The following is a 9,042-nucleotide window of genomic DNA, read 5'->3' as shown; positions in this document are numbered from 1 at the left end:
GCGTTGGCGAACCCGGCGAACGTGGGCGTGGCGAACAGCAGCAGCATCACCGTGCCGTGCAGGGTGAACGCCTGGTTGTACTGCTCGTTGCTGAGGAACTGCATGCCGGGGCGGGCCAGTTCGGCGCGCATCAGCAGCGCCAGCACGCCGGCGAAGAGGAAGAACCCGAACGACGTGACCAGATAGAGGTGCCCGATCTTCTTGTGGTCCGTGGTGGTCAGCCAGGACACCAGCACCCGGCCCACACCGCGTCCCGCCACCGGTACCGGAGCGACCGGCTCGGTCGTCGAAGTCACCATACGTATCCCTAGAACGCGGCACAGCGGACAGGACGCGCGGCAATTACCCCGTCACCGCCCTCGGAAACGCTACGCACGCCGCTTCGCCGGGAGCGCCCTTTGGGCCCGTACGGCCGTGTGTTGGCCACCCGTACCGGTGAGCGGCCCGCCCCCGGCGGCCCGGGCCTCCCGCCGCCCGGGCCGCCCGGCGTGCGCGGGTGGCGCCGCCATTGACAGCCGTGGGCGGCCACCTCAGACTCGTCGTCGCCCATGCCGTGGCGCAGATCGCCATGGTGGGAACGGACCGCTCACCGGGGGAGCCATGACCGCCTTACGTCCGCCGCACACCCTTCGCACGGTCTTCCCGGTGCTGGCCCTGTGCTGGCTGGCGGTGTTCTTCGACGGGATGGACGTCAACATCTACGGCGCCGTCATGCCGCACATGCTGGACGACCCCGGGCTGGGGCTGACGCCGTCCGGCGCGGGCACCATCGGCAGCTGGACCACCTTCGGCATGCTGATCGGCGCGCTGAGCGCCGGGAACGTGACGGACTGGCTCGGCCGCCGGCCCCTGCTGGTCGCCAGCATCACGCTGTTCTCGCTGGGCTCGGCGCTGTGCGCGCTGGCCGGCGACCCGGCCATGTTCGGGGCCGGGCGGTTCGTCGCGGGGCTGGGACTCGGCGGGCTGATGCCGCTCTGTCTGGCCATGGTGATGGAGTTCGCCCCGCCCGGACGGGCGGCGCTCACCACGGGGCTGCTGATGACCTCGTACCACGCGGGCGGCATGGCCGCGACCGGGCTCGGCCTGACGGTGGCGCCCGCCTTCGGGTGGCGGTGGGTGTTCTGGGCGGGCGCGCTGCCTGCGGTGATCGGCGTACCGCTGCTGCTGAGGCTGCTGCCCGAATCGCCCGGGGTGCTCTTCGCCCGGGGTGAGCGTGAGCGGTCCGACGCGGTCGCCGACCGGTACGGGCTGCCCCGGCTCACCGTCGTGGCGGCCCCGGCCGCCGGGGCCAAGGGCCGGCTGGAGGCGGTGCGGGCGCTGTTCGATCCCGCGTCCCGGTGGGCGACGCCGCTGCTGTGGCTGGCCTCCTTCTGCGGCCTGCTGCTGGTGTACGGGGTGTCCACCTGGCTGCCGCAGATGATGCGCGCCGCCGGTTACGGGCTCGGGTCCTCGGTGAGCTTCCTGCTGGTCATCAACGCGGGCGGGATCGCCGGCATGTTCCTCGCGGGGCGCACCGCCGACCGGTTCGGTCCGGTGCCGGTCGCGGCGGTCTGGTTCGTGCTGACGGCGGTGGGCGCCCTGCTGCTCGGCGCGCGACTGCCGCTGGGGGCGACCTACGTGGTGGTGGCGCTCACCGGGGTGTGGCTGTTCAGCGCGCAGGTCATGGTGTACGCGGCGACGAACACCGTCTACCGGGACCGCGAGCGCGCCGCCGGGCTGGGCTGGGTGACCGGGGTCGGGCGCACCGGTGCGGTGGTCGGCCCCTGGCTGGGCGGGGTGCTCGCGGCCGGTGGCCACGACCGCTGGGGCTTCGTGGCGTTCGCGCTGGCCGGTCTGGTGGGCGCGGTCGCGGTCGGGCTCGTACCGCTCGCCCGGCGGGCGGCCGGGCGGCGGGCGGCTCAGGAGGCCGGGACGAGCGGCGCGCCGGTGTAGTTGTCGGCGAACTCGGCGGCGGCGTGCGGCGAGGTGACCAGCCGTTCCAGCTGCGCGAGCTGGAGGCGGGCCTCGAAGGGCGTACCGTGCGGATCGGTGTGCAGGAGCCTGGTCATGGCGTGCGAGAAGTGCTCGGCCCGCCAGACCCGGCGCAGGCAGGTGTCCGAGTACGCCTCCAGCAGCTCCGGTGAGCCCGTGGTGTGCCGGTGGACCAGCGCGCGGGCCAGCACCACGACGTCGGCGACGGCCAGGTTGAGGCCCTTGGCGCCGGTCGGCGGCACGATGTGCGCGGCGTCCCCGGCGAGGAACAGCCGCCCGTACCGCATCGGTTCGGTGACCTGGCTGCGCATCGGCACGACCGTCGTCGCGGTGACCGGGCCGCGCGTCAGCCGCCGGCCCGGGTCCGCGTCCAGGGCGAGGCGGGCGTCCAGCTCGTCCCAGATCCGCTCGTCCGGCCAGTCGGCGGGGTCGGTGCCGTTGGGCACCTGGAGGTAGAGCCGGCTGACCACCGGCGAGCGCATGCTTGCCAGCGCGAAGCCCCGCTCGGAGTGGGCGTAGACCAGTTCCTCGTACACCGGTGGCGCGTCGGCGAGTATCCCCAGCCAGGAGTACGGATGGGTCTGCTGGTAGGTGGTGCGCAGCCGCTCCGGTACGGCGCCGCGCGCGACGCCGTGGGAGCCGTCGCAGCCGACGACGTAGTCACAGGTGAGGGTCCGCTCGCGGCCCTGGTGGAGGTAGCGGACGGCCGGGCGGCCGGTGTCCGCCCCGTCGACCGCGCGGGCCTCGGCCCCGAAGAGCAGCGGTCCGCCCTCGGCGAGCTGAAGGGTGATCAGGTCCTTGACGACCTCGGTCTGGGCGTACATCGTCGCCGTGCGCCCGCCGGTGAGGGCGGCGAGGTCGATCCGGTGGGAGCGCCGGGCGAAGCGCAGTTCGAAACCCTGGTGGACCTTGCCCTCGCGGTCCAGGCGGGCTCCCGCGCCGGCGGCCCGCAGGACGTCGGCGGTGGCCTGTTCGAGGAGGCCGGCGCGCTGGCGGTGCTCGACGTGGGCGCGGTCGCGGCGCTCCAGGACGACGCTGTCGACACCGGCCCGGTGCAGCAACCGGGCCAGCAGCAGTCCGGCGGGGCCGCCGCCGATGATCCCGACGGTGGTGTGCATCCGGTCTCCTCACGGTTTCGTTCCGACGTGTTCCGCCCGGTGGCGCGGCGCGGTGGCGTTCGCCTGGTGCTGTTCCGTGCTGTTCCCGTGGTGCTGTTCCGTGCTGTTCCCGTGGTGCTGTTCCCGTGGTGCGCCCGGCGGCCGGCCGTCAGAAGACCGACAGGCCGGTCAGGGTGGTGAAGCGGTCCAGGGCCGCGACGCCCGCGACCGAGTTGCCGCGCTGGTCCAGGCCCGGGCTCCAGACGCAGAGCGTGCAGCGGCCTGGGACGACAGCGATGATGCCACCACCGACACCGCTCTTGCCGGGCAGTCCCACGCGGTGGGCGAAGTCGCCCGCCGCGTCATAGGTGCCGCAGGTGAGCATGACGGCGTTGACCTGCTTGGCCTGGCTGCGGGTGAGCAGCGAGGAACCGTCGGCCCGGATGCCGTGGCGGGCCAGGAACCCGGCGGCGAGCGCCAGGTCGGCGCAGGACGCCTCGACCGAGCACTGCCGGAAGTACTGGCCGAGCAGTCCCGGCACCGGGTTGGTGATGTTGCCGTAGGAGGCCATGAAGTGGGCCAGGGCGGCGTTGCGGTCGCCGTGCGCGGACTCGGAGGCGGCGACGGCCTCGTCGAAGGTGAGGCGCGGGTTGCCGCTCTCGGCACGCAGGAAGGCGCGCAGCGCCCCGGCGGCGTCACCGGTCAGGGTCTGGAGGCGGTCGGTGACGACGAGGGCGCCCGCGTTGATGAAGGGGTTGCGGGGGATGCCGTTCTCGTACTCCAGTTGCACCAGGGAGTTGAACGGATTGCCGGAGGGCTCCCGGCCGACGTGTTCCCACAGGTTGTCGCCGTCCAGCGAGAGCACCAGCGCCAGGGTGAACACCTTGGTGATCGACTGGGTCGAGAAGGGGTGCTGCCAGTCCCCCACGCCGTACACCGTGCCGTCCAGCTCCGCGACGGCCATCCCGAAGCGCCGGGGATCGGCGGAGGCCAGGGCCGGGATGTAGCCGGCCGGGCGGCCCCGGCCGGGACGGGCCGCGATGTCGGCCGCTATGCGGTCCAGGACCGGCTGGAAGGACGACGTGGGCACGCTGATTCGCTCCGGTTCGTGCGGTATGGGGGCGCGGGAAGCCCCATTGTGCCCCGGCCCGCCACGACCCGGCCGTCCCCGGGGGGCCTGACCGGGGGCCGTCGGGGGCAGAAGGACGGCGGGAGGAGGACCGCCATGACGTCCAGCAAGCATGTGCCGTGGTGGGTGAAGGCGGCGGGAGCGGTTGCCGTGGTCACCGCCCTGCTGATCGGCGCGCTCCGTTTCAGTCTGGTTCCCGGGCTGGGGGACGTGTTCGGGGAGGAGACCCGGGACCGGTCCGGGCCCGCCCTGCTCGAGTCCCTCCAGGACATCAGCCGCTACGACGCGGCCACCGGCAACTTCCAGGTGGTGGTCGACCTGGAGAAGGACACCGGGTTCCTGCCGGACGCGCTGCGCGGCACCCGCACCCTGTACATCGGCGCCGGCAGCGTGGACGCGTACGTCGACCTCGGCCGGCTCGGTGAGGACGACGTGACGGTGGACGAGAGCCGCACCTCCGCCTCGCTGCGGCTGCCCCGCGCCGAGCTGGGCCGGCCGGCGCTGGACCCGGACCGCTCCTACGCGGTGTCCAAGCAGCGCGGCCTCCTCGACCGGCTCGGGGACCTGTTCTCCGACAACCCCAACAGCGAGCGCGCGGTGCAGCAGCTCGCCGTCCGGCACATCGCCGAGGCGGCGGAGGAGAGCCGGCTGACCGTCCGCGCGGAGGAGAACACGACCCGGATGCTCCAGGGCCTGCTGCGCTCCCTCGGCTTCGAGAAGGTGAGCGTCAGCTACGGGAGCTGAGCGCCGGCAGCACCCGGTCGGGGGTGAGCGGCAGTTCCCGGAAGCGCACCCCGGTGGCGTGGTGGACGGCGTTGCCGATGGCGGCCGCGGTGCCCACGATGCCGATCTCGCCGATGCCCTTGCTGCCCATCGGGTTGAGGTGGTCGTCCTCCTCGTCGATCCAGTGCGCCTCGATGTCGGGCACGTCGGCGTGGCTGGGCACGTGGTAGGCGGCCAAGTCCCGCTCGGCGAAGTCGCCGAACGCCGGGTCCAGGGTGCTGTGCTCGGTCAGGGCCATGCCGAGCCCCATGGTCATGCCGCCGACGAACTGGGAGCGGGCGGTGCGCGGGTTGAGGATCCGCCCGGCCGCGTACACGCCGAGCAGCCGCCGCACCCGCACCTCACCGGTGGTGGTGTCCACCCCGACCTCGGCGAAGTGGGCGCCGAAGGCGTGCCGCGCGAAGGCGGGCGCCTCCCGCGTCGCCTCGGTGGTGTCGGCGGACGCGGTCAGCCCGTCGGCGGGCAGCGGGCCCGTGTGCCGGGCCAGCCGCTCGGCCAGGTCCGTGCAAGCGGCGTGCACGGCCCAGCCCCAGGAGGCGGTGCCGGAGGACCCGCCGGCCAGCGGGGCGTCGGGCAGGCGGGTGGAGCCGATCTCGATCCGTACGGACGTCAGGGGCACGCGGAGCGCGTCGGCGGCGATCTGGGCCAGCACCGTACGGGCACCGGTGCCGATGTCGGTGGCGTTGACCCGCACGGTGTGGGTGCCGTCGGGCAGCGCGGTGGCACTGGCCGTGGACGGTGACAGCAGGACGGGATAGGTGGCGGCGGCGACGCCGGTGCCGATGAGCAGCGGGCCCTCGCGGCGGGTCGCGGGACGCGGGTCCCGGCCGGCCCAGCCGAAGCGGTCGGCGCCCTCCCGCAGGCACTCCACCAGGTGGCGGCTGCTGAAGGGCAGGCCGCTGTCGGGTTCGGTGTCCGGGTCGTTGACGGCGCGCAGCTCGATCGGGTCCATGCCGAGGGCGTCGGCGAGTTCGTCCATCGCGGATTCCAGGGCGTACATGCCGGGCGCCTCGCCCGGGGCGCGCATCCACGACGGGCTCGGCACGTCGAGCCGGACGACGTGGTGCGCGGTCAGGCTGTGCGGCGAGCCGTACATGACGCGGGTGGGCACGGCCGCCTGCTCGACGAACTCCTTGACGCGGGAGGTGTACGTGGTGACCTCGTGGCTGACCGAGATCAGGGTGCCGTCCGGCCGGGCGCCGAGCCTCAGCCGCTGCACGGTGGGGGCCCGGTGGCCGACGACGGCGGCCAGCTCCCGGCGCGGCAGGGCGATTTTGACCGGCCGGCGGACGTGCCCGGCGGCCATGGCGGCGAGGACGACGTGCGGCCGGGGGGTTCCCTTGGACCCGAAGCCGCCGCCCACGTGCTCGGAGACGACGGTGACCCGCTCCTCGGGGAGCCCGAAGAGGGTGGCGAGGGCGCCGCGCACCGGGACGGAGCCCTGGCTGGAGTCGTGCACGATCAACCGGTCGCCGTCCCAGCGGGCGGTGGCGGCGTGCGGTTCCATCGGGTGGTTGTGCAGCGGCGGCACCCGGTAGGTGACGTCGACCCGCACCGGGGCGGCGGCGAAGGCTCCGGGCGCGTCGCCGCGCTCGCGCCGGCCCGGTACACCGCCGTTGGCCTCGTCGGGCACATAGGCGTCGGGGCGGTCGTCGGTGAGGGTGACGTCGTGCGGCTCGGCGGCGTAGGTCACCGGCAGCGCGCCGGCCGCCGCGCGGGCCGTCTCCAGGGTGTCGGCCACGACCAGGGCGACGTACCAGCCCCGGTGCGGCACGGTGTCGTCCTGGAGCACCGCCAGCGTCGGGTCGTCGGCCTCCCCCAGCCGGGGCGCGTTCCAGGGGGTGAGGACGGCGAGCACGCCGGGCACGGCCAGCGCGGCGTCCGTGTCGACGGCGGTGACCCGGCCACGGGCGACGGTCGCGGCGACGGGCCAGGCGTAGGCGCAGTCCGGCGGGGTGTGCTCGGCGGCGTACCGGGCGGTGCCGGTGACCTTGTCGCGGCCTTCGAGGCGTTCGGCGGGGCTGCCGACGGCGGTCGTGATCGTGGTGGGATGCATCGCGGAGTCCTTGACGACGGGGTGGTGGCGCGGGCTGCAGACGCGGGCCACGGGCGGGCGCCCGGGGCGGGGCCCAGGGGGTGTCTCGTCGATCGGGCCGGACCGGGGAGCGGCGTCCGGTGGCGCGGATCGCACGGCGGAGGAGGAAGCCACTGCGGAGCAGTGGCGACCGACGACCGAGCGGCGAGGCGCGGCACCGGGTGACGCGAGCCCGGCGAGACCGGCGAGACACCCCCTAGGTGCGCGGGGGGGCCAGGTCGGCCAGGACCCGGCGGGCGAGGTTGCGGGCGAGGACCACCTTGAAGGCGTTGTCGCGCAGCGGCTCGGCCCGGTCCAGTTCCGCGTCCACCGCGCGGGCGACGGCCTCGCCGGTGGGCGCGGCGCCGAGCAGCGCGGCCTCCGCGTGGCGGGCCCGCCAGGGGCGGTGGGCGAGACCGCCGAAGGCCAGGGCCGCCCGGCGTACGACGCCGCCGTCCACATCGAGCACGGCCGCGACGGAGGCGAGCGCGAAGGCGTACGAGGCGCGGTCCCGGGCCTTGCGGTAGGCGGAGGGCAGCCCCGCCGCGCCGCCCGGCAGGGTGACGGCACAGATCAGCTCACCGGGCCGGATCACGGTGTCCTGCTCGGGGTGGTCGCCGGGCAGCCGGTGGAAGTCGGTCACGGGGACGGTCCGGGATCCGTCCGCCCCGCGCAGTTCCACGGCGGCGTCGAGGGCGGCGAGGGCGACGGCCATGTCGGAGGGGTGGGTGGCGACGCAGTGCGGCGAGTGGCCCAGCACCGCGTGGTCGCGGTGGATGCCGTCGCGGGCGGCGCACCCGCTGCCGGGGGTCCGCTTGTTGCAGGGCTTGGAGGTGTCCTGGAAGTAGCCGCACCGGGTGCGTTGCAGCAGGTTCCCGCCGGTGGTGGCGACATTGCGCAACTGGCCGGACGCACCGGCGAGCAGCGCCTGCGACAGCACGGGGTACCGGCTGCGGACGAGCCGGTGGGCGGCGAGGTCGCTGTTGCGCACGGTGGCGCCGATCCGCAGGCCGCCGTCGGGCAGTTCCTCGATGCCGTCCAGGGGCAGCCGGCTGACGTCGATCAGGGTCCGGGGAGTCTCCACCCCGTGCTTCATCAGGTCGACGAGGTTGGTCCCGCCGGCCAGGTAGCGGGCCCCGGGGTGGGCCGCGTGGGCGGCGGCTGCCTCCTCGACGCTCCGGGCGCGTACGTAGGCGACGGGCTCCATCACTGGCTCACGTCCTCGACGGCCTCGACGATACGGGGGTAGGCGCCGCAGCGGCACAGGTTGCCGCTCAGCCGCTCGCGGATCTCCGGGGCGGTGAGCGGGACGGGTCCGGGCTCCGTCAGGGCCCCGGCCCCGGTCGCGTGCGAGGGGTGCCCGGCCGCCGCCTCGGCCAGGACGCCGACGGCCGAGCAGAGCTGGCCGGGGGTGCAGTAGCCGCACTGGAAGGCGTCCCGGTCGAGGAAGGCGCGCTGGAGCGGGTGCAGCTCCCCGTCCTCCCGGGCCAGCCCCTCCACGGTGGTGATCTCGGTGTCGTCCTGGGCCACCGCGAGGAGCAGGCAGCTGTTGGCGCGCCGGCCGTCGACGAGGACGGTGCAGGCACCGCACTGGCCGTGGTCGCAGCCCTTCTTCGCGCCGGTGAGGTCCAGGCGCTCCCGCAGCACGTCCAGCAGGGTGGCGCGGTGGTCGACGGTGAGGGTGTGGGGCGAGCCGTTCACCCGGAGGGTGATACGGGAGTGGGTGGGCTCGGTCGGCTGCACTGCTCGGGTCTCCCGGGTCGGAGGTGATCGGGCGGGGCCGGGCCGGGGTCTCGTCGTCGGTGACGTCGCTCTCCGGGTGCCGGTGACGTACGTCAGCCCGCGTATCCAGCCTGGGGCACGTCACACCTCCCGGCACCCCGGGCGGGGCGACGGAGCGGTGGGGGGGGGGGGCGCCGCCCACCCGCCGCCCCCCCCCCCCCGCGGGGGTGGGGGGGGCGCGCGCCCCCCCGCGCAAACGGACGCGT

8 protein-coding genes are annotated in these 9,042 nt (G+C 74.8%); 2 read left to right on the top strand and 6 right to left on the bottom strand.

The window, feature by feature from the left end:
• Positions 1-299 (bottom strand): cbb3-type cytochrome c oxidase subunit I (locus AB0H53_RS28840; protein ID WP_362119527.1); only part of this gene is annotated, 299 nt, incomplete at its 3' end.
• Between the two features lie 301 nt (positions 300-600).
• Here AB0H53_RS28840 and AB0H53_RS28835 point away from each other — a divergent pair.
• Positions 601-1,932: an aromatic acid/H+ symport family MFS transporter gene (locus tag AB0H53_RS28835; RefSeq protein WP_362119524.1), complete on the top strand. Its 1,332-nt coding sequence runs from the start codon at positions 601-603 to the stop codon at positions 1,930-1,932.
• On the opposite strand, the gene AB0H53_RS28830 is transcribed toward AB0H53_RS28835, so the two are convergent.
• Both AB0H53_RS28830 and AB0H53_RS28825 read right to left on the bottom strand, forming a co-directional pair.
• Positions 1,899-3,089: a 4-hydroxybenzoate 3-monooxygenase gene (locus tag AB0H53_RS28830; RefSeq protein ID WP_362119521.1), complete on the bottom strand. Its 1,191-nt coding sequence runs from the start codon at positions 3,087-3,089 to the stop codon at positions 1,899-1,901. The genes AB0H53_RS28835 and AB0H53_RS28830 overlap by 34 nt on opposite strands.
• A 148-nt stretch (positions 3,090-3,237) precedes the next feature.
• Positions 3,238-4,164: a glutaminase gene (locus tag AB0H53_RS28825; RefSeq protein WP_362119530.1), complete on the bottom strand. Its 927-nt coding sequence runs from the start codon at positions 4,162-4,164 to the stop codon at positions 3,238-3,240.
• Between the two features lie 129 nt (positions 4,165-4,293).
• Between AB0H53_RS28825 and AB0H53_RS28820 the strand changes: the two genes are divergently transcribed.
• Complete coding sequence (locus AB0H53_RS28820; RefSeq protein ID WP_362119518.1) at positions 4,294-4,941, top strand: DUF4230 domain-containing protein; 648 nt, start codon at positions 4,294-4,296, stop codon at positions 4,939-4,941.
• Here AB0H53_RS28820 and AB0H53_RS28815 read toward each other — a convergent pair.
• The 3 genes from AB0H53_RS28815 to AB0H53_RS28805 all read right to left on the bottom strand — a co-directional run bounded on the left by AB0H53_RS28815 (position 4,925) and on the right by AB0H53_RS28805 (position 8,797).
• On the bottom strand, positions 4,925-7,036 hold the full coding sequence (locus tag AB0H53_RS28815) for a xanthine dehydrogenase family protein molybdopterin-binding subunit (protein WP_362119515.1): 2,112 nt from the start codon (positions 7,034-7,036) through the stop codon (positions 4,925-4,927). The genes AB0H53_RS28820 and AB0H53_RS28815 overlap by 17 nt on opposite strands.
• 235 nt (positions 7,037-7,271) lie before the next feature.
• Positions 7,272-8,261: a xanthine dehydrogenase family protein subunit M gene (locus tag AB0H53_RS28810; RefSeq protein WP_362119512.1), complete on the bottom strand. Its 990-nt coding sequence runs from the start codon at positions 8,259-8,261 to the stop codon at positions 7,272-7,274.
• Positions 8,261-8,797 (bottom strand): 2Fe-2S iron-sulfur cluster-binding protein, encoded by a 537-nt coding sequence (locus AB0H53_RS28805; protein WP_362119509.1) that lies wholly within the window; start codon positions 8,795-8,797, stop codon positions 8,261-8,263. The genes AB0H53_RS28810 and AB0H53_RS28805 overlap by 1 nt, the downstream gene beginning before the upstream one ends.
• Between the last annotated feature and the right edge of the window lie 245 nt (positions 8,798-9,042).

It is taken from the genome of Streptomyces sp. NPDC050856 (genome assembly GCF_040653855.1).
Classification (GTDB): Bacteria; Actinomycetota; Actinomycetes; order Streptomycetales; family Streptomycetaceae; genus Streptomyces.
Note: the sequence above shows the minus strand (reverse complement) of the source record. Positions and strands in the feature narration are given on the sequence as shown.